General features: G+C 67.9%; 21 protein-coding genes and 1 pseudogene. 14 read left to right on the forward strand and 8 right to left on the reverse strand.

The features are described from left to right. From scpA to lipL, 3 genes are read left to right on the forward strand one after another with little or no spacing between them, the layout of a single operon-like run. Entirely contained in the window at nt 1–2,259 is a 2,259-nt protein-coding gene (scpA, locus tag MELE44368_RS19840; protein WP_128110072.1) for a methylmalonyl-CoA mutase, read from the forward strand. Then, complete coding sequence (gene meaB, locus MELE44368_RS19845; protein WP_128110073.1) at nt 2,260–3,234, forward strand: methylmalonyl Co-A mutase-associated GTPase MeaB; 975 nt, start codon at nt 2,260–2,262, stop codon at nt 3,232–3,234. It abuts the gene before it with no gap. A gap of 59 nt (nt 3,235–3,293) precedes the next feature. Beyond that, nucleotides 3,294–4,568, forward strand: a complete 1,275-nt coding sequence (gene lipL, locus MELE44368_RS19850; RefSeq protein ID WP_128110074.1) for an esterase/beta-lactamase LipL — start codon at nt 3,294–3,296, stop codon at nt 4,566–4,568. A 4-nt stretch (nt 4,569–4,572) separates the two neighbouring features. On the opposite strand, the gene MELE44368_RS19855 is transcribed toward lipL, so the two are convergent. Together MELE44368_RS19855 and MELE44368_RS19860 are read right to left on the reverse strand one after the other, a co-directional pair. Then, entirely contained in the window at nt 4,573–5,310 is a 738-nt protein-coding gene (locus MELE44368_RS19855; protein ID WP_128110075.1) for a hypothetical protein, read from the reverse strand. Between the two features lie 43 nt (nt 5,311–5,353). Continuing rightward, entirely contained in the window at nt 5,354–5,716 is a 363-nt protein-coding gene (locus MELE44368_RS19860; protein ID WP_164890167.1) for an XRE family transcriptional regulator, read from the reverse strand. 136 nt (nt 5,717–5,852) lie between these two features. Here MELE44368_RS19860 and MELE44368_RS19865 point away from each other — a divergent pair, with 136 nt between their 5' ends. Together MELE44368_RS19865 and ileS are read left to right on the forward strand one after the other, a co-directional pair. Further along, nucleotides 5,853–6,509 carry a hypothetical protein gene (locus tag MELE44368_RS19865; protein ID WP_164890168.1) on the forward strand — a complete coding sequence of 219 codons (657 nt, stop codon included), beginning with the start codon at nt 5,853–5,855 and terminating at the stop codon, nt 6,507–6,509. A gap of 218 nt (nt 6,510–6,727) precedes the next feature. Next, the gene (gene ileS / locus MELE44368_RS19870; protein WP_128110077.1) at nt 6,728–9,949 is read left to right on the forward strand and encodes an isoleucine--tRNA ligase; all 3,222 of its coding nucleotides are present in this window, start codon (nt 6,728–6,730) and stop codon (nt 9,947–9,949) included. An 80-nt stretch (nt 9,950–10,029) separates the two neighbouring features. On the opposite strand, the gene MELE44368_RS19875 is transcribed toward ileS, so the two are convergent. Next, the gene (locus MELE44368_RS19875) at nt 10,030–10,245 is read right to left on the reverse strand and encodes an RNA-binding S4 domain-containing protein (RefSeq protein ID WP_128110078.1); all 216 of its coding nucleotides are present in this window, start codon (nt 10,243–10,245) and stop codon (nt 10,030–10,032) included. 37 nt (nt 10,246–10,282) lie between these two features. Here MELE44368_RS19875 and MELE44368_RS19880 point away from each other — a divergent pair, with 37 nt between their 5' ends. Beyond that, complete coding sequence (locus MELE44368_RS19880) at nt 10,283–11,647, forward strand: DNA polymerase IV (RefSeq protein ID WP_128110079.1); 1,365 nt, start codon at nt 10,283–10,285, stop codon at nt 11,645–11,647. On the opposite strand, the gene MELE44368_RS19885 is transcribed toward MELE44368_RS19880, so the two are convergent. Then, nucleotides 11,629–12,084: a hypothetical protein gene (locus MELE44368_RS19885; protein WP_128110080.1), complete on the reverse strand. Its 456-nt coding sequence runs from the start codon at nt 12,082–12,084 to the stop codon at nt 11,629–11,631. The two genes, MELE44368_RS19880 and MELE44368_RS19885, sit on opposite strands and share 19 nt — an antisense overlap. A 12-nt stretch (nt 12,085–12,096) precedes the next feature. Beyond that, nucleotides 12,097–13,014 (reverse strand): asparaginase, encoded by a 918-nt coding sequence (locus tag MELE44368_RS19890; protein WP_128110081.1) that lies wholly within the window; start codon nt 13,012–13,014, stop codon nt 12,097–12,099. Between the two features lie 42 nt (nt 13,015–13,056). Here MELE44368_RS19890 and lspA point away from each other — a divergent pair, with 42 nt between their 5' ends. From lspA to MELE44368_RS19920, 6 genes and pseudogenes are all read left to right on the forward strand, one after another. Next, nucleotides 13,057–13,680, forward strand: coding sequence for a signal peptidase II (gene lspA / locus MELE44368_RS19895; RefSeq protein WP_409366140.1), 624 nt, complete (start codon nt 13,057–13,059; stop codon nt 13,678–13,680). Continuing rightward, entirely contained in the window at nt 13,680–14,609 is a 930-nt protein-coding gene (locus MELE44368_RS19900; protein WP_128110082.1) for an RluA family pseudouridine synthase, read from the forward strand. Before lspA ends, MELE44368_RS19900 begins: the two co-directional genes overlap by 1 nt. Next, nucleotides 14,606–15,520, forward strand: a complete 915-nt coding sequence (rarD, locus tag MELE44368_RS19905; protein ID WP_128110083.1) for an EamA family transporter RarD — start codon at nt 14,606–14,608, stop codon at nt 15,518–15,520. The genes MELE44368_RS19900 and rarD overlap by 4 nt, the downstream gene beginning before the upstream one ends. Before the next feature lie 57 nt (nt 15,521–15,577). Further along, nucleotides 15,578–16,282, forward strand: coding sequence for a TetR/AcrR family transcriptional regulator (locus MELE44368_RS19910; RefSeq protein ID WP_264030919.1), 705 nt, complete (start codon nt 15,578–15,580; stop codon nt 16,280–16,282). Between the two features lie 78 nt (nt 16,283–16,360). After that, nucleotides 16,361–19,903 (forward strand): DNA polymerase III subunit alpha, encoded by a 3,543-nt coding sequence (gene dnaE / locus MELE44368_RS19915; protein WP_128110085.1) that lies wholly within the window; start codon nt 16,361–16,363, stop codon nt 19,901–19,903. A 17-nt stretch (nt 19,904–19,920) separates the two neighbouring features. Next, nucleotides 19,921–20,323, forward strand: a pseudogene (locus tag MELE44368_RS19920) (SRPBCC family protein). A gap of 1 nt (nt 20,324) precedes the next feature. On the opposite strand, the gene MELE44368_RS19925 reads toward MELE44368_RS19920, so the two are convergent. Next, nucleotides 20,325–20,519, reverse strand: coding sequence for a hypothetical protein (locus tag MELE44368_RS19925; protein ID WP_128110087.1), 195 nt, complete (start codon nt 20,517–20,519; stop codon nt 20,325–20,327). Nucleotides 20,520–20,608: 89 nt separating this feature from the next. Here MELE44368_RS19925 and MELE44368_RS19930 point away from each other — a divergent pair, with 89 nt between their 5' ends. Continuing rightward, nucleotides 20,609–21,079, forward strand: a complete 471-nt coding sequence (locus MELE44368_RS19930; RefSeq protein ID WP_128110088.1) for a nitroreductase family deazaflavin-dependent oxidoreductase — start codon at nt 20,609–20,611, stop codon at nt 21,077–21,079. Beyond that, nucleotides 21,076–22,365: a threonine ammonia-lyase gene (gene ilvA / locus MELE44368_RS19935; protein WP_128110089.1), complete on the forward strand. Its 1,290-nt coding sequence runs from the start codon at nt 21,076–21,078 to the stop codon at nt 22,363–22,365. The genes MELE44368_RS19930 and ilvA overlap by 4 nt, the downstream gene beginning before the upstream one ends. Here ilvA and treZ read toward each other — a convergent pair. Further along, nucleotides 22,362–24,104: a malto-oligosyltrehalose trehalohydrolase gene (gene treZ / locus MELE44368_RS19940; RefSeq protein WP_128110090.1), complete on the reverse strand. Its 1,743-nt coding sequence runs from the start codon at nt 24,102–24,104 to the stop codon at nt 22,362–22,364. The two genes, ilvA and treZ, sit on opposite strands and share 4 nt — an antisense overlap. Then, a complete protein-coding gene (gene treY, locus MELE44368_RS19945; protein WP_128110091.1) occupies nt 24,097–26,382 on the reverse strand; it encodes a malto-oligosyltrehalose synthase in 2,286 nt (761 codons plus the stop codon). Before treY ends, treZ begins: the two co-directional genes overlap by 8 nt. Nucleotides 26,383–26,384: the final 2 nt, after the last annotated feature.

Consider the following 26,384-nt stretch of genomic DNA (forward strand, 5'->3'; position numbering starts at 1 on the left):
ATGACCGTCAACGATGTCGCCGGGGCGGCCGCGACAGACATCGCCAGCTTCGCCGACGTGCCGTTGCGCCCCGAACGGAGCCCCGCTCCGCCGACGCCCGCCGACGTGGCATCGCACATCGAGGCGGCGGCCGCGGCCCACGGGTACACCGGGGAGCAACTGACCTGGGAGACCCCCGAGGGCATCGGCGTCAAGCCGGTCTACGTCGGCGCCGACCGCGACGCGGCCGTGGCAGCCGGATACCCGCTGGACACCTTCCCGGGCGAGCCGCCCTACATCCGCGGGCCGTACCCGACCATGTACGTCAACCAGCCGTGGACCATCCGCCAGTACGCCGGGTTCTCCACCGCCGCGGAATCCAACGCGTTCTACCGCCGCAACCTGGCGGCCGGCCAGAAGGGCCTGTCGGTGGCGTTCGACCTGGCCACCCACCGCGGTTACGACAGCGACCATCCACGGGTTCAGGGCGACGTCGGAATGGCCGGCGTGGCAATCGATTCCATCCTGGACATGCGCCAGCTGTTCGACGGCATCGACCTGTCGGCGGTCTCGGTGTCGATGACCATGAACGGCGCCGTGCTGCCGATCCTGGCGCTGTACGTGGTGGCCGCCGAGGAGCAGGGGGTGTCGCCGGAGAAGCTGGCGGGGACCATCCAGAACGACATCCTCAAAGAGTTCATGGTCCGCAACACCTACATCTACCCGCCCAAGGCGTCGATGCGGATCATCTCCGACATCTTCGCCTACACCAGCGCCAGGATGCCGAAGTTCAACTCGATCTCGATCTCCGGCTACCATATCCAAGAAGCCGGTGCCACAGCGGATTTGGAGCTGGCCTACACGCTGGCCGACGGCGTGGAGTACATCAAGGCAGGCCTGGACGCCGGTCTGGACATCGACAAGTTCGCGCCGCGGCTGTCGTTCTTCTGGGGCATCGGCATGAACTTCTTCATGGAGGTCGCCAAGCTGCGCGCCGGGCGGATGCTGTGGAGCGAGCTGGTCGCCCGGTTCGAACCGAAGAATCCGAAATCCCTTTCACTGCGCACACATTCGCAGACCTCCGGGTGGTCGTTGACCGCTCAGGACCCGTTCAACAACGTCGCACGCACCTGCATCGAGGCGATGGCGGCCACCCAGGGCCACACCCAGTCGCTGCACACCAACGCGCTCGACGAGGCGCTGGCGTTGCCGACGGACTTCTCGGCCCGCATCGCCCGTAACACGCAGCTGCTGTTGGCCCAGGAATCCGGGACCACCCGGCCGATCGACCCGTGGGGCGGCTCCTACTACGTCGAGGCGCTGACCCAGGCGCTGGTGGAGAAGGTCCGCGAGCACATCCGCGAGGTCGACGAGCATGGCGGCATGGCACAGGCGATCAGCGACGGCATCCCCAAGCTGCGCATCGAGGAGGCGGCCGCACGCACCCAGGCGCGCATCGACTCCGGTGCCCAGCCGGTGATCGGCGTCAACAAGTACCAGGTCGACGAGGACCACGAGATCGAGGTGCTCAAGGTCGACAACAGCAGGGTGCGCGCCGAACAGCTCGCCAAGCTGGCGCAGCTGAAGGCCGACCGCGATCAGCGTGAGGTCGACGCCGCGCTGGAGGCACTGAGCCGTGCCGCGGAATCGGATGACTCGAAGTCGGGCGGCAACCTGCTCGAGCTGGCGGTCAACGCCGCCCGCGCGAAGGCAACCGTCGGCGAGATCTCGGACGCGCTGGAGCGGGTTTGGGGGCGCCATCAGGCCGAAATCCGTACCATCGCCGGGGTCTACCGCGACGAAGTCGGAAAGGTCAGCAACATCTCAAGCGCTAGCGAGTTGGTCCAGAAGTTCGCCGAGCTCGACGGGCGCCGGCCGCGCATCCTGGTGGCCAAGATGGGTCAGGACGGCCACGACCGCGGACAGAAGGTCATCGCAACGGCGTTCGCGGACATCGGCTTTGACGTCGACGTCGGCTCGCTGTTCTCCACCCCGGACGAGGTGGCGCGCCAGGCCGCCGACAACGACGTCCACGTGATCGGGGTGTCGTCGCTGGCCGCCGGCCACCTCACGCTGGTCCCCGCGCTGCGTGAGGCGCTGGCCGAGGTCGGCCGGCCCGACATCATGATCGTGGTCGGCGGCGTGATCCCGCCCGGCGACTTCGAGGAGCTCTACGCCGCGGGTGCGACGGCGATCTTCCCGCCGGGCACCGTGATCGCCGACGCCGCGATCGGCCTGCTGAACAAGCTGGCCGAGCGGTTGGGATACCAGCTGAGCTAAATGGTCGCCACCGAGCTTGCGGCGGGCATCGTCAAGGGGGATCGCGCTGCGCTGGCGAAGGCGATCACCCTGGTCGAATCCACCCGGCCCGATCACCGTGAACAGGCTCAGCAGCTGCTGCTCGAGCTGACACCGAAGGCCGGGAACGCGATCCGCGTCGGCATCACCGGGGTGCCCGGCGTCGGCAAGTCCACCACGATCGAGGCGCTGGGCATGTACCTCATCGAGCAGGGCCACCGTGTCGCGGTGCTGGCCGTCGACCCGTCGTCCACCCGCACCGGCGGATCGATCCTGGGCGACAAGACCCGGATGGCCCGGCTGGCGGTGCACCCCGACGCCTACGTCCGCCCGTCGCCCACGTCGGGCACGCTCGGCGGGGTCGCCAAGGCGACCCGGGAGACCATCGTGCTGCTGGAGGCCGCCGGCTTCGACGTGATCCTCGTCGAGACGGTCGGCGTCGGGCAGTCCGAGGTGACGGTCGCCGACATGGTGGACACGTTCGTGTTCCTGACCCTGGCGCGCACCGGAGATCAGTTGCAGGGCATCAAGAAAGGGGTGCTCGAACTCGCCGACATCGTCGTGGTGAACAAGGCCGACGGCGAGCACGCCGTGGAGGCCAGGTCCGCCGCCCGTGAGCTCGGCCAGGCGATCCGGCTGATCTATCCGCGCGAGACGGTCTGGCGACCACCGGTGCTGACCATGAGCGCGCTGGAAGGCGTCGGCCTCGCCGAGTTGTGGGACACCGTGCTCAAACACCGTCAGGTGCTCACCGAGGCGGGGGAGTTCGAGGCCCGCCGGCGGGCACAGCAGGTGAACTGGACGTGGTCGATGGTCCGCGACGCCGTGCTGGACCGTGTGCTGTCACATCCGGCAGTAAAGGAAATCCGCAGTGAGGTCGAGCGCCAAGTCAAGGCCGGCGAGCTCACGCCCGCGCTTGCTGCGCAACGGCTTCTCGACGCCGCTGAACTGCGCTGACCTAACAAATGGGTAACGCCTGGTTTATTTGCCGGGGCACCAGGTAAATTCAAAGCATTGTGGCGTACGTCAATAATCGGGAGCGCAGCGCCGCGCTCCCGCACGGTATCCAGGGCGCTGCGGACTCCAACTTCGCGTGCAGCCTGCGCGCCTTCTCGCAGCTGTTCCCCGGCCGCAGGTTCGGCGGCGGCGCCCTGTCGGTCTACCTGCACGGCGAGCCCGTCGTCGACGTGTGGACCGGGTACTCCGACCGCCGCGGCACCGAGTACTGGACGGCCGACACCGGCGCCATGGTCTTCTCCGTCACCAAAGGCATGGCCTCGACCGTCATCCACCGGCTGGCCGATCGCGGCCTGATCGACTATGACCGGCCGGTCGCCGCGTACTGGCCGGAGTTCGGCGCGAAGGGCAAGGCGGCCATCACGGTGCGCGAGGTGATGCAGCACCGCGCGGGGCTGTCACACCTCAACGGCTGCACCAAGGCCGAGCTGCTCGACCACCAGGCGATGGAGGAGCGCGTCGCCGCCGCACCGGTGAGCCGGCTGCTGTACGGCCATCAGGCCTACCACGCGCTGACCTACGGCTGGCTGATGTCCGGGCTGGGACGCGCGGTCACCGGCAAGGGCATGCGCGATCTGATCCGCGAAGAGCTCGCCGAGCCGCTCAACACCGACGGGCTGCACCTGGGCCGGCCGCCGGTGGAGTCACCCACCCGCGCCGCGCAGATTCTGGCGCCGCAGGGCACGATGGCCAATCCGATCTTCAACTTCGTCGCCCCCCGGGTGGCGGCGCTGGGCATCTCCGGCATGTTCGGCTCGATGTACTTCCCGGGCATGAAAGCCGTCGTGCAGGGCGACACACCGTTCCTGGACGCCGAGATCCCTGCCGCCAACGGGGTGGCCACCGCGCGGGGCCTGGCGAAGATGTACGGCGCGATCGCCAACGGCGGCCGCATCGACGGCACCCAGTTCCTCTCCCAGGAGCGTGTCGCGGGCCTGACCGGGAAGCCGGTGTTGTGGCCGGACCGGAACATCTTCGTGCCGTTGAGTTTTCACCTGGGCTATCACTCGGTGCCGTTCCCGCCCGGGTTCCTGCCGGGCTTCGGGCACGCCGGGCTGGCCGGCTCGGTGGGCTGGGCCGACCCGTCGACCGGACTGTCGTTCGGCTTCGTGCACAACCGGCTGCTCACCAGAATGCTCTTCGACCAGATCACGTTCGCGGGGCTGGGGGCACTGATTCGGCGCGACGCCGCCCGCGCGCGCAGGCGCGGCTACGAGACGGTGCCGTCGTTCGGTGCGCCGTACTACCCGGTGCCCAAGCCCGTCGCGGGCTAGCCCGTCAGTGGCTGGCGCTGGTGAACCACTTGGTCTTGTTGCGCCACGATTCGGCCGAGGTGATCGCGAACCCGGCGCCGCAGCCACAGGCGAACACCCACACCAGCACTGAACCGTTGTCCCACGCCTGCAACTGAGGAATGAAAGCCGTGGCAAGGCGGGCCAGACAGGCGGCCACGCCCGAGGCGGACGCGACGAGGTAAATGTTGGCAACCTTGCGGGACCGCGGGTCCCGACGCAGCACCAGCAGCGCCCGCGCACCGTAGCCCAGCAAGTAGATCAGGGTGGCGCACAGCAGCAGCCAGTACATGTTGAGCCAGAAGTCGGTCGGCACCGTGAAGAGGTCGGCGGCATAGATCTTGGCGCCGTTGCCGAGCGTGAAGGTGACCAGCAGCAGCGGGATGCACAACGTCGCGGGCATCTCGACGAACTGCTTGAACGATCGCTGCAGGTCGTGATCGTCCTGGAGCCTACCGAGGGTGTTGTACACCACGGCCGAGGCGGCCACGATGTAGAGGTCGTGACCGATGTAGTCCTCGAGGTTGTATTTGCCCGTGAGGGTGTGCAGCACGACGCCGACGGTCTCGGAGGCCCAGGGCGACATCAGCAGGACAGCCCCGCCCTGCAAAGCGATATTGAGGGTTGCCGCAAACTCCCAACGCGACGACCACGTGAGGCGTCGAATCCACAGGCTCCACGCGATACAGCAAAGCGTAATCACGATGAGAGTTGCCAGAGCCATTCGAGTCGCCTTTGGGCCGCAGTGTACTCAGCAAAGTATAGGGCTACAGCGGGGGCGCGTCACTCCGCGGCTTGAGTTCTGACAGTTTGGGCGGGCGCGATTTACTGGTTGCTTTCGCTTCCCGGACAGCGGTGACGGTGAATGCGGGGGACTCGACGTAATTCCAGACCTCCTGCCGGCTCATCAAGCCGAACCTGATCTGCAAATCCGGATAGCTGAGGCCGAACCTATCGGCGACTCTTCGCAGCTCTTCGGCGTCTGGATAGTCGGATTCCTTGATACGCCGGTAGTACGTGCTGCTGGAGGTGCCAAGCGCGTCGTAGATCTCCTTTGCTTCGACCTCTCCGTCGAGGAGATAGTCGAGCAGGGCCTTCAGCTGTCTGCCGTTCTCATCCGTCCTGGGCACCCCCATACCTTAGACCAATCTCTCGGCATTGGGCAGTGCCACCCGCAAACTGGAAATGGTTGCCTTAATTGACACTGCCGTCACAGTTTTGGGAGGTCTCTCCCAAATTTGGGACATGTGGGCTATCTTGATGCCCATGGTTGCTCCCTCCCTGGACAGGCCGACGGCACAGGTTCGGCACACGCTCGGAGATTTTGCTCTGGCAATGATCAGCATCGCGGACTACGATCCGCCGGACATCGCCGATCCCGCCCGCCCCGCCGCCATGGCGAAGGTCTCCACACCCCCCAGCAGCGAGCTGACGGCGGAGTTGGACGGCGCCACCGAGTGGCTGGACCTGCCCTCGGACGAGATCCTGTTGGGCGCGTTGACCCGCACGATCGCCCGCACCCTCGGCGAAGGCGTGGTCGCGGTCGACCTCGCAAGCGGACGAGGGCCACTGCTGGATGCGGTGCCGCTGGCCTGCGTCACAGCGCGGCATGCGACCTCCACCGAAGTTCTCGCCGGCGTGCACCGCGCACTGGCGGCCGGCTCCGAAAGCGTCTCGTCGGCGCCCTCGGAGGTGTACTTCAACCACATCGGTGCGGTGGGCGACGGTGCCGAATCGGTCCAGGAGACGCCGTCGGCGCTGGGCCACATGCTCGAGGTGCGGGTGTACCGCGCCGACGGCGACGTCCACATCGACTGGTGGTATGACACCAGCCGGTTCGCCCCGCATACGATCACCGAACTCAGCGAGCAGTTCCCGCTGGCCCTCTACGAGATGACCTCGGACGCGCTGCCGCCGTTCTGACGATTAGAATCGGGCCATCGGCGTCGATCCGGCCATCACCGGGGAGTCTTCGGAAGAACAGCTGAACCAGCCCAGTAGAACCGAACGGGTGGGCCCGTCATCGCCCGAAGTGAGCGGCGCACATCGAGTGCGCAAGCGGGGTGGTACCGCGGCGCTCGCGTACCGCGCGACGTCGTCCCCGTGCCTGGATCTTGTGGCACAGGAGACAACGCATCACCGTGACCGCCTATCCGAAGCCGAGCAGCGGAGCGCCGGACTTCCCGGCGCTCGAAATCGACGTCCTCGATCACTGGGAGCGTGACGACACGTTCCGGGCGAGCATCGCCCGACGTGCCGATGCGCCGGAATACGTGTTCTACGACGGCCCGCCGTTCGCCAACGGCCTGCCGCACTACGGGCACCTGCTCACCGGGTACGTCAAGGACATCGTGCCGCGGTACCGCACGATGCGGGGCTACAAGGTCGAGCGCCGGTTCGGCTGGGACACCCACGGCCTGCCCGCCGAACTCGAGGTGCAGCGCCAGCTCGGCATCACCGACAAGGCCCAGATCGAAGAGATGGGCATCGAGAAGTTCAACGAGGCCTGCCGGGCGTCGGTGCTCAAGTACACCGACGAATGGCGTGCGTACGTCACCCGCCAGGCCCGCTGGGTGGACTTCGACAACGACTACAAGACGCTGGATCTCGGCTTCATGGAGTCGGTGATCTGGGCGTTCAAACAGCTCTGGGACAAGGGTCTTGCCTACGAGGGCAACCGGGTGCTGCCGTACTGCTGGAACGACGAGACCCCGTTGTCCAGCCATGAGCTGCGCATGGACGACGACGTCTACCAGAGCAGGCAGGACCCTGCGATCACCGTCGGCTTGAAGGTCACCGACGGCCCGTTCGAAGGGGCCTACCTGCTGATCTGGACCACCACGCCGTGGACGCTGCCGTCCAACCAGGCCGTCGCCGTCAACCCGGACGTCACCTATGTCCACGTCCAGGGGCCCGACGGCAGACGGTACGTGCTGGCCCAGGCGCGGCTCGCGGCGTACGCGCGCGAACTCGGCGAGGAGCCCGAGGTGCTGGACACCATCGCGGGCCGCGACCTGCTCGGCGCGCACTACCTGCCACCGTTTGCGTACTTCGTCGACGACGACGAGGCGCACAACGCATTTCAAGTGCTGCCCGCCGAGTTCGTCAGCACCGAGGACGGCACCGGCATCGTCCACATGTCACCGGCCTACGGCGAGGACGACATGGCCACCGCTCAGGCCGCGGGCATCGTCGCCGTCACGCCGGTCGACGCCAAAGGCCGCTTCGACGAGACCGTGCCCGATTACGCCGGCCAACACGTCTTCGACGCCAACCCGCAGATCATCCGCGACCTGAAGAACCAGGCAGGGCCCGCAGCGGTCAACGGCGCCGTGCTGCTGCGCCATGAGACCTACGACCACTCCTACCCGCACTGCTGGCGATGCCGAAACCCGTTGATCTACCGGGCGGTGTCGTCCTGGTTCATCAAGGTCACCGAGTTCCGCGACCGCATGGTCGAGCTGAACCAGCAGATCACGTGGTATCCCGAACACGTCAAGGACGGGCAGTTCGGCAAGTGGCTGGCCGGCGCCAGGGACTGGTCGATCTCGCGAAACCGCTACTGGGGCACACCGATTCCGGTGTGGAAGTCCGACGATCCGGCGTATCCGCGCATCGACGTCTACGGCACCCTCGACGAGCTGGAGCGCGACTTCGGGGTGCGCCCGGACAACCTGCACCGGCCCTACATCGACGAGTTGACCCGGCCCAACCCCGACGACCCGACCGGCCGTGCCACGATGCGGCGCATCCCCGATGTCCTCGACGTGTGGTTCGACTCCGGCTCGATGCCGTTCGCGCAGGTGCACTATCCGTTCGAGAACCGCGACTGGTTCTTGGGGAGGCAGGCGGGAGAAGGCGGAGCAACCGTCACCCAGGAGGCGCATTTCCCCGGCGACTTCATCGTCGAGTACATCGGCCAGACCCGCGGCTGGTTCTACACGCTGCACGTGCTGGCCACGGCGTTGTTCGACAAGCCGGCGTTCAAAACCTGTGTGGCACACGGCATCGTGTTGGGCAGCGACGGGCAGAAGATGAGCAAGTCGCTGCGCAACTACCCGGACGTCACCGAGGTGTTCGACCGCGACGGTTCCGACGCGATGCGCTGGTTCCTGATGGCCTCGCCGATCCTGCGCGGCGGCAACCTCATCGTCACCGAGCAGGGCATCCGCGAGGGCGTGCGCCAGGTGCAGCTGCCGCTGTGGAACGCCTACACGTTCCTGTGCCTGTACGCGCCGAAGCGGGGCACGTGGCGGACCGACTCGACACACGTGCTGGACCGCTACATCCTGGCCAAGCTCGCCGCGCTGCGCGACGACCTCACCGAGGCCCTGGACGTCTGCGACATCTCCGGCGCGTGCAACCAGCTGCGCCAGTTCACCGACGCGTTGACGAACTGGTATGTCCGTCGGTCACGGTCGCGGTTCTGGGACGAGGATCCCGACGCGATCGACACACTGCACACCGTGCTGGAGGTCACCGCCCGGCTGGCCGCACCGCTGCTGCCGTTGACCACCGAGATGATCTGGCGCGGCGTGACCGCCGAACGGTCGGTGCACCTGACCGACTGGCCGGAAACGGATCTGCTGCCCGCCGACCCCGAGCTGGTGGCTGCGATGGACCAGGTTCGCGAGGTGGCCTCCGCGGGCTCGTCGCTGCGGAAGGCCAAGAAGCTGAGGGTGCGGCTGCCGCTGCCGAAACTGACGGTGGCGGTGGACAACCCGCAACGGCTGCAACCCTTCACCGATCTCATCGCCGACGAGCTGAACGTCAAGGCGGTGGAGCTCACCGACGACATCGCGGCCTACGGCCGTTTCGAGCTCACGGTCAACGCGAAGGTGGCCGGGCCGCGGCTCGGCAGGGACGTGCAGGCCGCGATCAAGGCGGTGAAGGCAGGGCAGGCCGTCGCGAACCCCGACGGCACGCTGACCGCGGGTCCGGCGGTGCTGCGACCCGAGGAGTACAGCTCGCGGCTGGTGGCCGCCGATCCGGACCACACCGCGGCGCTGCCCGACGGGTCCGGGTTGGTGGTGCTGGACGCGACGGTGACGCCGGAGCTGGAAGCCGAGGGGTGGGCCCGTGACATGATCCGCGAACTCCAGGAGGCCCGCCGGCGCGCCGGATTCGACATTGGAGATCGCGTACGCGTCCGGTTGCAGGTCCCGGAGTTGCCGGCTGGATGGCGCGATGAGTTCCGTGAACTGATCGCCAATGAAATCCTGGCCTTGGACTTCCAATTGGAGTCCGGAGGGGAACTGAGACTCGATATGCAGCGTGGCGCACTGCGCGTGGACGGCGACACCGTTACAGGAACGATCGGTAACGGCTACCCGGTGAAGATGGTGCGTGTGACCAAGTCGTGAGCACTCGCCGAACGTGCGCGTGTGCTCGAAAATTTCGGAGAATCTCGAACACACGAGCACGTTCGGGAGATGCGCGAGACCTAGCTGGTGACCACCGCGGTGCGCCCGGCGATCGACACCTCGTCGCCGACCTGCAGTTTCCTGCCGCGTCGGCGCTCGACCTCACCGTTGACGGTGACCAAACCGTTCGCGACCACACCTTTGGCGTCGGCGCCTGACTCGATCAGCCCGGCGAGCTTGAGGAACTGGCCGAGCCGGATGGTGCCGTCGGTGATCGCCACCTCATCCCTAGCCACCCCGACAGGATGTCACGGCGCAATAGCATCCTCAGATGTGGAGGGTCGCTGGGTGCTGCACCTCGACATGGACGCGTTCTTCGCGTCGGTCGAGCAGCTGACCCGCCCTACGCTGCGCGGGCGGCCGGTCCTGGTGGGCGGGCTGGGCGGCCGGGGCGTCGTCGCGGGCGCAAGCTATGAGTCGCGGGTGTTCGGCGCGCGATCAGCGATGCCCATGCACCAGGCGCGCCGGCTGGTCGGCGTCTCCGCCGTGGTGTTGCCGCCGCGCGGCGTGGTGTACGGGGTCGCCAGCCGCCGGGTCTTCGACACCGTCCGCACGATGGTCCCTGTGCTGGAACAGCTTTCGTTCGACGAGGCGTTCGGCGAGCCCGCCGAGCTCGCAGGGGCCTCCGGCGACGAGGTCGAGGAGTTCTGCAGGGCGCTGAAGGCCAGGGTGCTCGACGAGACCGGGCTGGTCGCCTCCGTCGGCGCCGGATCGGGTAAGCAGGTCGCCAAGATCGCCTCCGACCTCGCCAAGCCGAACGGCATCCGGGTCGTGCGCCGCGCCGAGGAACGGGCGCTGCTCAACGGGTTGCCGGTGCGTCGGCTGTGGGGCATCGGGCCGGTCGCCGAGGAGAAGCTGCACCGGCTCGGCATCGAGACCATCGGGGCATTCGCCGCGCTGAGCGACGCCGAAGCCGCCAACATCCTCGGCGCCACCGTCGGGCCCGCGCTGCACCGCCTCGCCCAGGGCATCGACGAGCGGCCCGTCGCCGAGAACGCGCCCGCCAAGCAGATCAGCGCCGAGTCCACTTTTCCCACCGACCTGATCAGCCTCGATCAGTTGCGCGAGGCGGTCGCCACGATCGGCGAACACGCGCACACCCGGTTGGAGAAGGACGGCCGCGGGGCCCGCACCGTCACCGTCAAGCTGCGGAAGTCCGACATGAGCATCCTCACCCGCTCCGCCACCCTGCCGTACGCCACCGTCGACGCGGCCACCCTGATCGCCACGGCACGGCGGTTGCTCCTCGACCCTGTCGAGATCGGGCCGATTCGCCTTGTCGGCGTTGGGTTTTCGGGTCTTTCGGAAGTGCGTCAGGAATCGCTGTTCCCGGACCTGGACCTGGTCGCCGAAGAGGTGTCGGACACCGAGTTGCCGCCGACGCTGACCGACGCCGCCGCGACCCCGCCGGCCTGGCGCGTCGGCGACGACGTGACCCACACCGAGCACGGGCACGGCTGGATCCAGGGCGCCGGACACGGGGTGATGACCGTGCGCTTCGAGACCCGAAGCAGCGGGCCCGGCGTGGCGCGCACGTTTCCCGACGACTGCGCCGACATCGCCCGCGCCAACCCGGTCGACAGCCTGGACTGGGCGGACTACCTCGAGGAGCTCAGCCGCTACCAGAGCTCGCCGTAGTCGGCGGCCAGACGAAACCCGTGCGAGTTGTACGTCTCGCAGCGCACCACACCCGGGTCTTCGACCGCGCAGGTCGCACCCCAGTTCTCCAGCCGGTACCCCACGGGCAGGACGTCCACGTCCCTGGTGAACGTTCGGCTGTCGGAGTGGCGGTACTCCGCGGGCGCCCAGCTGTTGACGACCGTCTGGTTGGTGCCCGGCGGCGCACCGTCCGGCACGGCATCGCAGCCGACCGGACCGCCGTTCGGTCCGATGCCGCAGGAGCGGCCGTCGGGTGTCTTGAAGAAGACGTGATAGAAGTCGTCGGGCGTGCTGTACCGGCCTTGTGCGACGGGGTAGTCGCGGATGTCGTCGTCGGGACCCGGCTGGGCCGCCGCGACCGGAGCCCCGGTCAGGGCCAGGCCGAGGAGCCCGACGGCGACGTAACGAACAGTCACCGTTCCTCTCTATCAGCCCCAGCGGGCGAAGGCATCGGGGACGGGGTATTCGGCGGCCAGCGCCGCCATCAGCAGCACCCTGGCCTGCGGAGCCCGCAACCGCGGCACCACAACGGCGCCCGCAGCGACCAGTTCCGCGCCGGGCCCGTAGCTCGCGGTGACCCGCCCACCCGGGACCCGGGTGGACACCGCCACCGCGACGCCCGCACCGATGTGCCGTCGGACCCCGTCGATCACCGCCGGTCCGGCGTTGCCGGCGCCCAGCGCCTCGAGCACGATTCCCCGGGCTCCTGCGGCCACACATGCGTCCAGCGCGACCGCATCCGCGCCGGGATATGTGGCGACGATGTCGACCCTCGGCGCGGCCGCGGCCGACAGAGCGCCGAGAAACGGGCGCTCTTTCGGGGTGTGCAGGGTGAGAGCTCCGTCGGCCACGGCCCCGATCGCCCGGCCCTCGAAACACTGCCGCCCGCCGGTGGCCACCTTCTGCAACCCCAGCGGCTGCCAGACGGTGCCCGCGAAGCTCACCGCCACACCCATGCCGGACGCCGCCGGGCTGCCCGCCACCGTCAGCGCGTCGCGAAGATTGGCCGGTCCGTCGGCATCGGGCGCGTCAGCGCTGCGCTGAGCGCCGGTGAGGACCACCGGCACGGCGCCGTCGTAGGTGAGCTCCAACCACAGCGCCGTCTCCTCCATGGTGTCGGTGCCATGGGTGATCACCACACCGGCGGCATCGCCGGGCAGGGCGGCGCGGATCCGGTCCCAGTCGGCGGGGGTCAACTCGGAGCTGTCGACGGACATCAGATCGACGACCTCGACGTCGAGACCCGAGGTCAGCTGGGCCCCGGTGCGCGTCGGACGCATGATGCCGTCGTCGCCGGTACTGGTGGCGATGGTGCCGCCGGTGGTGACGACGACGACGCGGGCCATGGGCCGAATTCTTCCTCATCGAAACTTTGGAATGATGGGGGAGTGACTGATGAAACCTCGGGGTCGGCCCGCAGCCGCACCGGCGGCGAGATGGAGGCTGTGCCGATGACCGACGAGGGTGATGGTGCCGTGACGCCGGACGGCGAGGCGGCGCTGCCTGCACCGAAACGACGGCTGCGATTGCTGCTCACCGTCGCCGCGGTGGTGTTGGCGACCGACATCGTCACCAAGGTGCTTGCGGTCAAGCTGCTGACACCCGGTCAGCCGGTCTCGATCATCGGCGATACCGTCACCTGGACCCTGGTGCGAAATTCGGGGGCGGCCTTCTCGATGGCCACCGGATACACCTGGGTGCTCACCTTGATCGCGACCGGTGTGGTGATCGGCATCATCTGGATGGGCCGGCGGCTGGTGTCACCGTGGTGGGCGGTCGGGCTCGGAATGATCCTCGGCGGTGCGATGGGCAACCTGGTCGACCGGTTCTTCCGCTCGCCGGGGCCGTTGCACGGTCATGTGGTCGACTTCCTGTCCATCGGGTGGTGGCCGGTGTTCAACGTGGCCGACCCGTCGGTGGTGGGTGGGGCCATCCTGCTGGTGGTGCTGTCGCTGTTCGGATTCGACTTCGACACCGTCGGCCGTCGTCGCGCGGGCGACGAAGGCGGCTGATGGCCGACCGCTCGATGCCGGTCCCCGACGGGCTGGCGGGAATGCGTGTGGACGCCGGTCTGGCGCGGCTGCTCGGGCTGTCGCGCACGGCGGTCGCCGCACTGGCCGAGGAGGGCGGGATCAACATCGACGGCGCGCCGGTCGGCAAGTCCGACAGGTTGACCGCCGGCGCCTGGCTGGAGGTGCGGCTACCGGAACCGCCTGCGCCGGTTGAGAACACGCCCGTCGAGATCGAAGGCATGTCGATCCTGTACTCGGACGCCGACATCGTCGCTGTCGACAAGCCACCCGGCGTTGCCGCCCACGCCACCGTCGGGTGGACCGGGCCGACGGTGCTCGGCGGGCTGGCCGCGGCGGGGTTTCGCATCAGCACCTCGGGCATCCACGAGCGTCAGGGCATCGTGCACCGCCTCGACGTCGGCACGTCGGGGGTCATGGTGGTGGCGCTGTCCGAACGCGCCTACACCGCGCTGAAGCGGGCGTTCAAGCAGCGCACCGTCGAAAAGCGCTATCACGCACTGGTGCAGGGACATCCCGACCCGTCCAGCGGCACCATCGACGCGCCGATCGGTCGTCACCGCGGGCACGACTGGAAGTTCGCCGTCACCGAGCACGGCAGGCACAGCATCACCCACTACGACACCCTCGAGGCGCACCAGGCCGCCAGCCTGCTCGACATCGAGCTGGAAACCGGGCGCACCCACCAGATCCGCGTGCACTTCGCGGCCCTGCACCACCCCTGCGTCGGCGACCTGACCTACGGCGCCGACCCCACCCTGGCGAAACGGCTTGACCTGACGCGGCAGTGGCTGCACGCCCGGTCGTTGGCGTTCGCGCATCCCGCCGACGGCCGGCGTGTCGAGATCACCAGCCCGTACCCCGCCGATCTGCAGCACGCCCTCGACGTGCTGCGCAATCACGAACTGTGACCCAGCCCCGCCGGTCCGGGCTGCTGTTCGGGGTCGGGGCTTACGTGTGGTGGGGTCTGTGCCCGGGGTTCTTCCTGCTGCTGCTGCCTGCCACCGCCACCGAGGTGCTGGCGCACCGCTTCGTGTGGAGCGCGGTGTTCCTGTTGGTGGTCCTCGCCGTCGCCCGCCGACTCGGTGACCTGCGCCGGCTCAGCGCACGCACCTGGCTGCAGCTGCTGGCGGCTGCGGCGTTCATCGGAATCAACTGGGGCACCTACATCTGGGCCGTCACCAACGGACACGTCGTGGACGCCGCGCTCGGGTACTTCATCAACCCGCTGATCAGCGTGGCGTTGGGCATGGTGATCTTTCGTGAGCGGCTGGGCGCCTGGCAGCTCCTCGCGCTGGCCCTGGCGATCGTCGCGGTGGGCATCTTGACCGCGGAGGTCGGCGAGCCGCCGTACATCGCGCTGGTGCTGGCCGTGTCGTTCGGTCTGTACGGGTTGATCAAGAAGGTGGTCGACGCCGACCCGCGGGTGAGCGTGACGGTCGAAACGCTGTGGGGGCTGCCGGTGGCGGTCGGCTATCTGGTCTGGTTGCAGATCGCCGGCCAGGCGCACTTCGTCAACCACGGAGCCGGCCACGCGATGCTGCTGTTGCTGGCCGGGCCGGTGACGGCAATCCCGTTGCTGCTCTTCGCCGCCGCCGCGCAACGCCTGCCATTGGTGACGCTCGGATTGCTGTTCTATCTGAACCCGGCACTGCAGATGGCCTGGGGCGTCGTCATCGGAGCCGAACCGATGCCACCGATGCGCTGGCTCGGATTCGGGCTCATCTGGGCGGCGCTGGGGGTGTTCAGCGTCGACGCGGTGAGGCGCGCCCGCGTCGATCGACGGGCGCCCGCACTGACCGGTGATCCAGCTAACCTGTAACCCGTTCGAATGGTCGTTGCTGTTGACCTTGGTCCAGCAATGCCATAACGTTTGCTCGTGGATTGTCGGAGCCGGCCGGCAGCAGGCGGACGTAGACGTGGACGACCGACCGGTACCGATTCTGCCGAGACGCGCGCGAGCATCCTGCGTGCGGCACGCCACGTGATCAACGAACGCGGCTACGAAGCGGCGACCTTCCAGGCCATCGCTGAACGCGCCGGGTTCAGCCGCCCCACGATGCACTACTACTTCGACACCAAAGAGCAGATCTACGACGAGCTGATCAGCGAAGCACACGGCGTCATCGTCGGCTGCATCGACGTCGCCAAGCGTGAGCGGGGCCTGCTGAAACAGCTGACGGCGTTCGTCAGCGCGGCCCGCAGGCGCGATGCGTCCGACGGGTCGATCATGCGGTTCGTCATCGCGTCGCGGCTGGAACTGCACCGCAGCCCCACGCTGCGCGACGGCGCCTCGCCCATCGCCGATGCGGTGGCCGGGTTCTACCGGTGGATGGTCGAGGACGGGGTCCGGCGAGGGGAGATCCCCGGCGGCGCCGACACGAATGCGGTCGCCGACATGCTGTCGGCCATGTTCTGGGGCATGGGGTTCTTCGCCAGTTTCGTGCAGCAGCCCGACGAAACCTCCAAAATTGCCAAGCAACTACATCGGCTCCTGGTCGGCGGATTGCTGAAGGAAGCGCCGCAGACCCGTCCGCTCACCCTCGGTCCGGCCTTTGAATGGCCGAACCCCAGCGCGAATTAGGGGATCGGCCGACCGCCCAGAGACACGCAGCGCGACACGCCGAGAAGTGTCGGAGGTCGGTCATAGACTGGCCTGCCTATGAGCGGTTCGTCTTCGCGGTCCTTCGTGCACCTCCACAACCACACCGAGTACTCGATGCTGGACGGCGCCGCAAAGATCACGCCACTGCTGGCCGAGGCGCAGCGGCTCGAGATGCCCGCGGTCGGCATGACCGACCACGGAAACATGTTCGGCGCCAGCGAGTTCTACAACACGGCCACCGAAGTCGGGATCAAGCCGATCATCGGTGTCGAGGCCTACATCGCCCCGGCGTCAAGGTTCGACACCAAACGCGTCCTGTGGGGCGATCCGAGCCAGAAGGGCGACGACGTCTCGGGCAGCGGGGCCTATACCCACATGACGATGGTCGCCGAGAACGCGACCGGGTTGCGCAACCTGTTCAAGTTGTCGTCGCTGGCGTCGTTCGAGGGCCAGTTGGGCAAGTGGTCGCGCATGGACGCCGAGATCATCGCCGAACACGCGACGGGCATCATCGCCACCACCGGCTGTCCGTCCGGGGAGGTGCAGACCCGGTTACGGCTCGGCCATGACCGCGAAGCGCTGGAAGCCGCCGCCAAATGGCGGGAGATCTTCGGACCCGACAACTACTTCCTCGAGCTGATGGACCACGGCCTGGACATCGAGCGGCGGGTCCGCGAGGGGCTGCTCGAGATCGGCCGCAAGCTCGGCATCCCGCCGCTGGTCACCAACGACTGCCACTACGTCACCCGCGACGCCGCCCAGAACCACGAGGCGCTGTTGTGCGTGCAGACCGGCAAGACGCTGTCGGACCCCAACCGGTTCAAGTTCGACGGCGACGGCTACTTCCTCAAGTCCGCGGCCGAGATGCGCGCCCTGTGGGACGACCAGCTTCCCGGGGCCTGCGACGCCACCCTGCTGATCGCCGAACGGGTCTCGTCCTACGCCGAGGTGTGGGAACCCCGGGACCGGATGCCGACGTTCCCGGTGCCGGAAGGCCACGACCAGGCGTCGTGGCTGCGCCACGAGGTCGACGCCGGGTTGGCGCGGCGCTTTCCCGCGGGCGTGCCGCAGCAGTACGTCGACCGGGCCGCCTACGAGATCGAAGTGATCTGCGCGAAGGGCTTTCCGTCGTACTTCCTGATCGTGGCCGACCTGGTGAACTACGCGCGCTCGGTCGACATCCGCGTCGGGCCCGGCCGGGGATCGGCGGCCGGATCGCTGGTCGCGTACGCGCTGCGCATCACCGACATCGACCCGATCGAACACGGTCTGCTCTTCGAGCGGTTCCTCAACCCCGAACGGGCGTCGATGCCCGACATCGACATCGACTTCGACGACCGGCGCCGCGGTGAGATGGTGCGCTACGCCGCCGACAAGTGGGGCCAGGACCGGGTCGCTCAGGTCATCACGTTCGGCACCATCAAGACCAAGGCTGCGCTGAAGGACGCCGCCCGCGTGCACTACGGCCAGCCCGGCTTCGCGATCGCCGACCGGATCACCAAGGCGTTGCCGCCGCCGATCATGGCCAAGGACATCCCGCTGTCGGGCATCACCGACCCGAACCACGAGCGGTACAAGGAGGCCGCCGAGGTCCGTGGCCTGATCGACACCGACCCCGACGTGCGCACCATCTACGAGACCGCGCGCGGCCTGGAGGGGTTGATCCGCAACGCGGGTGTGCACGCCTGCGCGGTGATCATGAGCAGCGAACCGCTGACCGAGGCGATCCCGCTGTGGAAACGGCCGCAGGACGGGGCGATCATCACCGGCTGGGACTATCCGTCGTGCGAGGCCATCGGCCTGCTGAAGATGGACTTCCTGGGCTTGCGCAACCTGACGATCATCGGCGACGCGCTGGAGAACATCAAGGCCAACCGGGGCGTCGACCTGGACCTGGATTCGGTGCCGCTGGACGATCCGGCCACCTACCAATTGCTTGGGCGCGGTGACACGTTGGGCGTGTTCCAGCTCGACGGCGGCCCGATGCGTGACCTGCTGCGCCGCATGCAACCCACCGGGTTCGAGGACATCGTCGCGGTGCTGGCGCTGTACCGGCCCGGCCCCATGGGCATGAACGCCCACAACGACTACGCCGACCGCAAGAACGGCAAGCAGGCCATCAAACCGATCCATCCCGAGCTCGAGGAACCGCTGCGGGACATCCTCGCCGAGACCTACGGCCTGATCGTCTACCAAGAGCAGATCATGCGCATCGCGCAGAAGGTGGCCGGCTACTCGCTGGCACGAGCAGACATTCTGCGAAAGGCAATGGGCAAGAAGAAGCGTGAGGTGCTCGACAAGGAGTACGAGGGCTTCTCGGAGGGGATGAAGGCCAACGGGTTCTCCGCCGCCGCCATCAAGGCGTTGTGGGATACCGTGCTGCCGTTCGCCGACTACGCGTTCAACAAGTCTCACGCTGCCGGCTACGGGCTGGTGTCGTACTGGACCGCCTACCTCAAGGCCAACTATCCGGCCGAGTACATGGCCGGGCTGCTGACGTCGGTGGGTGACGACAAGGACAAGGCCGCGGTGTACCTCGCCGACTGCCGCAAGCTGGGGATCACGGTGTTGCCGCCCGACGTCAACGAGTCCGCGATGAACTTCGCCTCGGTCGGCGAGGACATCCGCTACGGCTTGGGCGCTGTGCGCAACGTCGGCGCGAACGTCGTTGCGTCACTGATCAATACGCGTACCGCCAAGGGCAAGTTCGTCGACTTCTCCGACTATCTGAACAAGATCGACATCGCGGCCTGCACCAAGAAGGTGACCGAGTCGCTGATCAAGGCCGGCGCGTTCGACTCGCTGGGGCATCCGCGCAAGGGGTTGTTCCTGGTGCACACCGACGCCGTGGAGTCGGTGCTGGGCACCAAGAAGGCCGAGGCGATGGGCCAGTTCGACCTGTTCGGCGGCGCCGATACCGCCACGGACGCGGTGTTCACGATCAAGGTGCCCGACGAGGAGTGGGAGGACAAACACAAGCTGGCGCTCGAACGCGAGATGCTCGGCCTGTATGTGTCGGGGCATCCGCTCGACGGCATCGCGCACCTGCTGGCCGCCCAGGTCGACACACCCATTCCCGCCATCCTCGACGGCGATGTGCCCAACGACACGCAGGTGCGGGTCGGCGGCATCCTCGCCTCGGTGAACCGCAGGGTGAACAAGAACGGGTTGCCTTGGGCCTCAGCGCAATTGGAGGACCTCACCGGCGGCATCGAGGTGTTGTTCTTCCCGCAGACATATTCCACGTTCGGCGCGGAGATCGCCGATGACGCGGTGGTGCTGGTCGGCTCCAGGGTGGCCATCCGCGACGACAGGATCGCGCTGATCGCCAACGAGTTGGTGGTGCCGGACTTCTCCAACGCGGTCCTGGACCGGCCGCTGGCGGTGAGCCTGCCGACGCGGCAGTGCACCGTCGACAAGGTCAGCGCGCTCAAACAGGTGCTCGTCCGCCACCCGGGCACGTCGCAGGTTCATCTGCGGCTGGTCAGCGGAGAGCGGATCACCACGCTGGAACTGGATTCGTCGCTGCGAGTGACGCCGTCGTCGGCGTTGATGGGCGACCTCAAGGCCTTACTCGGGCCCGGCTGCCTCGGCGGCTGATGGGTCACGGCGACGCCATGCAGACCCGACACATCAGGCGTGTGGATCGACGCCCCGGCCGAAGCGGTCTACGAGTTCGCCGCCGATCCGGAAACCTGGCCGCGGTGGGCGGCCGGCCTCGCCGAGGGCGGGTTGCGGCGCAGCGCCGACGGGTGGGTGGCCGATTCACCGATGGGACGGGTGACGGTCGAGTTCTCGCCACTGAACGAGTTCGGGGTGCTCGATCACGTCGTGCGGTTGCCGTCCGGACAGGCGGTCTACAACCCGTTGCGGGTGATTCCCGGCGGCGTCGACGAGGCCGGCTGTGAGGTGGTGTTCACGCTGCGGCGACAGCCCGGAATGACCGACGAGCAGTTCGAGGCGGACGCCGACGCGGTGGCCGCTGATCTCGCGACGCTGCGCCGGCTGGTCGAAAGCTGAGCTAACCCGCTCGCTGAAACGGACGCAGGGCCACCCAGGTCACCGTGGCTGTGGCCGCTCCAGCGAGCACGGCGGGCGCCGCGGACGTCGTGGCGATCATCACGATCCCGAACACCAGCAGGCCGATCACGACGGACAGCACCTTGTACATCGGCCAGGGAACACCGGCGATGCTGACTTCATCGTGCACGGTCATGAGTTCACGATAGCTCGCAACATAGATTTCGGCCAGCCGAAACACTGAGTCAGGGCGCGGAGTTTTTCGCCGCCCCTATGGTGGGTGACATGCCACTTTCCGGAGATTATGAACCGAGCCCGTGGGATTGGGTGCGCGAACACGCCGACCAGATCATGGCGTCGGGCAGCACCGAGGGTGTCGAGATGAAGGGCAAGCCGCTGGTCCTGCTGACCACCGTCGGAGCGAAGACCGGAAAGATCCGCAAGACGCCCCTGATGAGGGTCGAACACGACGGCCAGTACGCGATCGTGGCGTCGCTGGGGGGCGCGCCCAAGAACCCGGTCTGGTACCACAACGTCAAGGCGCATCCGCGGGTGCAGTTGCAGGACGGGGCCGTCACCAGGGATTACGAGGCCCGCGAGGTGTTCGGCGACGAGAAGGCCCTCTGGTGGGAGCGCGCGGTGAAGGCGTGGCCCGACTACGCGGAGTACCAGACGAAGACCGATCGTGCGATCCCGGTGTTCGTGTTGACCCCGATTAGCCGATATGCGCAGCTTGGTGGCACCATTGTGCGGTGACCGCTGACCTGAGCCAGAGTATTCGCCCGCGTTCTCCGCAGCCCCTTCGCGCCGCGGACATCGACGAGGCGGCTCAGCGAATCTCCGGCGTGGTGCTGCAAAGCCCGCTGGAGTTCAGCGAACGGCTCTCGGATGCCATCGGTGCCTCGGTGTACCTCAAGCGCGAGGATCTGCAACCCGTGCGCTCGTACAAGCTGCGCGGCGCGCACAACATGCTGATGCAGCTGTCTCCCGAGGAGACCGCCGCCGGGGTCGTCTGCTCGTCGGCGGGCAACCACGCCCAGGGCTTCGCGATGGCGTGCCGCTCGATGGGCATCCACGGCCGTGTCTACGTCCCCGGCAAGACCCCGAAGCAGAAGCGTGACCGCATCCGCTACCACGGGCGGGAGTTCATCGAGTTGATCGTGGTCGGCAAGACCTACGACGAAGCCGCCGCGGCGGCGCTGGACGACGTCGCACGCACGGGCGCGACGTTGGTGCCGCCGTACGACGACCTGCGCACGATCGCGGGGCAGGGCACCATCGCCGCCGAGATCCTCGAGCAACTCGACGACGAACCCGATCTGGTGATCGTGCCCGTCGGCGGCGGCGGCTGTATCGCCGGCATCACGACGTATCTGGCCGAACGGACATCCGGCACGTCGGTGCTCGGCATCGAACCCGCGGGTGCGGCGGCGATGATCGCCGCTTTGGCGGCCGGGGAGCCGGTGACCCTCGAGCACGTCGACCAGTTCGTCGACGGCGCCGCGGTGAACCGCGCGGGCACGTTGACCTACGCGGCGCTGGCCGCCGCCGGCGACATGGTGTCGATCACGACGGTCGACGAGGGCGCGGTGTGCACGGCGATGCTCGACCTCTATCAGAACGAGGGCATCATCGCCGAGCCCGCAGGCGCGCTGTCGGTGGCCGGGCTGATGGAGGCCGACATCGAGCCGGGATCCACTGTGGTGTGCGTGATTTCCGGCGGCAACAACGACGTGTCGCGGTACGGGGAGGTGCTCGAGCGCTCGCTGGTGCACCTCGGGCTCAAGCACTATTTCCTCGTCGACTTCCCGCAGGAGCCCGGTGCGCTGCGCCGCTTTCTCGACAGTGTGCTCGGCCCGGGCGACGACATCACGCTGTTCGAGTACGTCAAGCGCAACAACCGCGAGACCGGTGAGGCCCTGGTGGGCATCGAACTCAGTTCGGCGGCCGACCTCGAGGGCCTGCTGGAGCGGATGAAGGCCTCCGACATCCACGTCGAGGCGCTCGAGCCCGGCTCGCCGGCCTACCGCTTCCTGCTCTAGTCAGACGTCGCCTGGGCCGGCGACTTGACGATCGCGAATGAATGTCCCGGCAGCTGCGTGCCTTTCGCGCCGATCGTCGGCTCATCCCACGCCAGCACCAGCTCCCCGGTGACCGGCACGTCGACGGGCTCGGCGCCGAGATTGCACGCGACCGCGAACGCTCCGCGGTGCATCACCAGCCAGCGCCGGGCCTCGTCGTAATCGATCCGCAGATGGTCCAGCCACGGGTCGGCGAATTCGGGGTGGTGGTTCCGCAACGCGATCAGCTGCTGATAGGTCCGGCGCAGCCGTCCGTGCTCGCCGTCGTCGACCTCGTCCCACTTCAGTTTGGAGCGCAGGAACGTCTCCGGGTCTTGAGGGTCGGGAATCTCGTCGGCGTCCCAGCCGTGTTCGGCGAACTCGCGTTTGCGGCCCTCGGCGGTGGCCCTGGCCAGTTCGGGCTCCGGATGGGAGCTGAAGAACTGAAACGGCGACGACGAACCCCATTCCTCGCCCATGAACATCATTGCGGTGTAAGGCGACGTGAGCACCAGCGCCGCCTTCACGGCGAGCTGCCCGAACGTGAGGTTCTGCGACGGCCGGTCACCGACCGCGCGGTTGCCGACCTGGTCATGCGTCAGCGTGTAGGCCAGCAGCCGGGTGGCCGGGATGGACGACGTGTCCAGCGGCCGCCCGTGTCGACGGTGCCGGAACGACGAGTAGGTGCCGGCGTGGAAGTAGCCGTTCTTGAGTGTGGTAGCCAGCGCTTCCAGGGATCCGAAATCGCCGTAGTAGCCCTGGCGTTCGCCAGATACCGCGGCATGGATGGCGTGGTGGATGTCGTCGTCCCACTGCGCCGTCATCCCGTAGCCGCCGCGGTCGCGCGGCGTGATCAGCCGCGGGTCGTTGAGGTCGCTCTCGGCGATCAGCGACAGCGGGCGGCCCAATTCCTCGGCCAGCGCGTCGGTTTCGGCGGACAGCTCCTCGAGGATGTGGATGGCGGTGGTGTCGACCAGCGCGTGCACGGCGTCCAGACGCAGGCCGTCGGCGTGGAAGTCGCGCATCCAGCGCAGCGCGCAGTCGAGGATGTAGCGGCGCACCTCGTCGGCGTCGGGACCGGAGATGTTGATCGACTCACCCCACGGATTGCTGCCCGACGACAGATAGGGGCCGAAGCGCGGCAGGTAATTGCCCGAAGGGCCGAGGTGGTTGAACACCGCGTCGATCAGCACTCCCAGCCCGCGGCGGTGGCAGGCGTCGATGAGGCGGACCAGCCCGTCGGGTCCGCCGTACGGCTCGTGCACGGCGTACCACAGCACGCCGTCGTAACCCCATCCGTGCGTGCCGCCGAACGCGTTCACCGGCATCAGCTCGACGAAGTCGATGCCCAGATCGACTAGGTAGTCCAGCTTTTCGATCGCCGCGTCGAACGTGCCCTGCGGCGTGAAGGTGCCCACGTGCAGTTCGTAGATCACGGTGCCCTCGATCGAGCGGCCCGCCCAGTTCCCGTCGGTCCAGGCGTCTGGATCCGGTGACCACAGCTGCGAGCGGTCATGGACACCGTCGGGCTGGCGGGGTGACCGCGGATCCGGCAGCACCGTCTCGTCGTCGTCGAGGACGAACCCGTAACGGGCATCCGGTCGCGCGCTCACCTCGGTGCGCCACCAGCCGTCGTCGGAGCGGTCCATGTCGTAGCGGGTGCCGTCGACGTCGAGGCGGACCCGCTCAGGCGTGGGCGCCCACACGGCGAACTCAACCATCGACCCGCTCCAGCAGCGCCACCGGCAGGTCGGCGAACAACTCGGCGACCAGCACCGTGCCGGCGTGACGGCCGCCGGTGAGCCGATCGGTCCACATCCCCGGCGGCAGCGTCAACGAGGTGTCAGCCCAACCGGTTTCGGACAGCCGCACGGTGTGGCGAGTGACCGCGGTCAGCACGTCGTGGCCCCGTGTGAATGCCAGCAGGTGATCGGCGGCCGGCCCGTCGGCGAGCATCGGCGTGTAGCCGCCCTCGATGAAGGTGTCCGGCCGGGCCCGCCGCACCGCCAGCGCCGCGGAGACCACCCGCAGCTTCGGATGCCGGTTGGCGTCCAGCGCCTCTCGGCGCGCCGCGTAGTCGACGGGCCTGCGGTTGTCGGGATCGACCAGGCCGTCCTCCCACAGTTCGGTGCCCTGGTAGACGTCGGGTATGCCAGGCGCGGTGAGGGCGACCAGTTTCTGGCCCAGCGCATCGCTGCGGGCATGCATGTCGAGGCGGGCCACCAGTGACGTCATCTCGGGCGCGACCGGCCCGTCGAACACGGCGTCGAGCCACCTGTGCACCTTGGACTCGAAATCGTCGTCCGGGTCGTTCCAGGTGGTGTGCACGGCGGCTTCGCGGATCGCCTTCTCGGCGTAAGCGTGTACCCGCCGGCGCAGGTCGTCGGTGATCCGCCCGTCGGCGGGCCAGACGCCGAAAACGTTCTGCCACAGGAACAGGCCGGTGCGCGCGTCGGGCGGCGGAGTGCTCACCGTCCACTTGCCGACCAGTTCCGCCCACAGCGACGGCACCTGGGACAGGACCCCGATGCGCGCGCGCACGTCTTCACCGCGTTTGGTGTCGTGGGTGGTCAACGCGACCATCGCGGTCGGCCACATCCGTGCGCGCACGGCGGCCCGCTGGTGGAACTCGGCGACGCCGACCCCGAAGTGGTGCGGTTCGGAGCCGACTTCGTTGAGCGAGACCAGGCGGGCGTCACGGTAGAACAGGCAGTCCTCCATCGACTTCGCGGTCGCCGCACCGCACAGCTGCTGCAGCCGCACCTCCGCCTCGGTGCTGACGGCCAGCGCGGCGGCGACGAGTGCCAGCGCCGGGGCCAGATTCGGATGTGCGGCGGCCGTTTCGGCGAACGCGCTGGGCAACACGCCGGCCAACGAGCGGTAGTCGGACCGGTAGACGCCGATGCGGCTGAGCAGCGCCGCGATCGCCGCGGGCAGGTCGTCGTGGTCGGTGCCGACTGCGGCCGCGACGACCCGACGCAACCGGGCCAGCTCGCTGGCCAGGGTCTCGGTCACGGCGTCGGCCTTGAGGATTCGCGCGAGATCCGGCATCGAGCTGTGGGGCACGCCGGTCGAGTCGAACAGGTTGGTCAGCGCCCGCTCACCGCTGGGATCGACGAAGACACCGCCGATCTCGCGCATCGCGTCGTAACCGGTGGTGCCCGCGACCGGCAGCGTCGGTTCCAGCGGCTCGTCGACGGCCAGGATCTTCTCGATGACGATCCACGCGTCCGGCCCGGTGAGCTCACGCAGCCACGCCAAATATCCAGTGGGGTTCGACAGCCCGTCGGGGTGGTCGATGCGGACGCCGTCGACCAGGCCCTCGTCGAACCAGCGTTTCACCTCCGCATGGGTGGCGTCGAACACCGCGCGGTCTTCCTGTCGGAGCCCGGCCAGCGAGGTGATCGAGAAGAACCGCCGATACCCGCAGATGCCGTTGCGCCAACCGATGAGCCGATAGTGCTGGCGCTCATGGACTTCGGCGCCCGTGCCGTCGCCGGTGCCGGGGGCGATCGGAAACACCAGGTCACCCAGGCGCAGCCGGTCGTCGTCGACCATCAGGTCGGCGACGTCGTCGTCAGAACCCAGGACGGGAAGCACGATCCGGCCGTCGGCGAGATCCCAGTCGATATCGAAAAAGGAGCTGTACGCCGATTCGCGACCGTGCTTGAGCACGTCCCACCACCACGCGTTGTGCTCGGGGCGCTCCACGCCGACGTGGTTGGGCACGATGTCCACGATCAGTCCCATGCCGCGGGCGCGCGCGGCATGGGACAACCGCGCCAGGCCGTCGGGCCCGCCCAGCGCCGCGGACACCGTCGTCGGGTCGGTGACGTCGTAACCGTGCGTCGACCCTTTCCCGGCCGTCAGGATCGGCGACAAGTACAGATGTGAGACACCAAGCGCGTCAAGGTAATCCAGTTGCTTCTCGGCATCGGCGAAAGTGAAGCAGTCACCGCGCATCTGCAACCGATACGTCGAGAGCACACGAGCAGACATAC

Source organism: Mycolicibacterium elephantis DSM 44368 (assembly GCF_004014805.1).
Classification (GTDB): domain Bacteria; phylum Actinomycetota; class Actinomycetes; order Mycobacteriales; family Mycobacteriaceae; genus Mycobacterium; species Mycobacterium elephantis.